Below are 360 nucleotides of genomic sequence, written 5' to 3' on the forward strand. Positions count from 1 at the left end.
AGTCGAACCCGAACAACATCTACGACGCGACGCTGGGCTCGGGCCGTTACCTCTGCTCCGGCGGGGTCGACCTGACCTCCGAGCAGACCCAGCGCGTGGCCGTGTACCGCTACAACCACTCGCTGTCCTATGTGGACACTGTGATCCGCTGGGCCGTCGCCTACCGTGGCGGCGTCGCGACGATGCCGGACAGCCAGGTCCCCGTCGGCGCGCCCGACTCCCAGGACGTAGCCGCCGGCACCCCCGGCGGCCAGGTCCCGGTGCCGACCCTGCCCGGCACTCCCCCGCCCGGTACGACAACGCCGGGGCCGACGCCGCTGCCCGGCACGTCCCTTCCGCCGAGCAGCAGCACGCCGCCGA

At 73.1% G+C, this 360-nt stretch carries 1 pseudogene; it reads left to right on the forward strand.

What is annotated here, in order from left to right:
- Positions 1-360 (forward strand): annotated as a pseudogene (locus AVR91_RS05055) (hypothetical protein); the annotation flags it as partial.

It is taken from the genome of Amycolatopsis keratiniphila subsp. keratiniphila, from assembly GCF_001620365.2.
GTDB lineage: Bacteria > Actinomycetota > Actinomycetes > Mycobacteriales > Pseudonocardiaceae > Amycolatopsis > Amycolatopsis keratiniphila.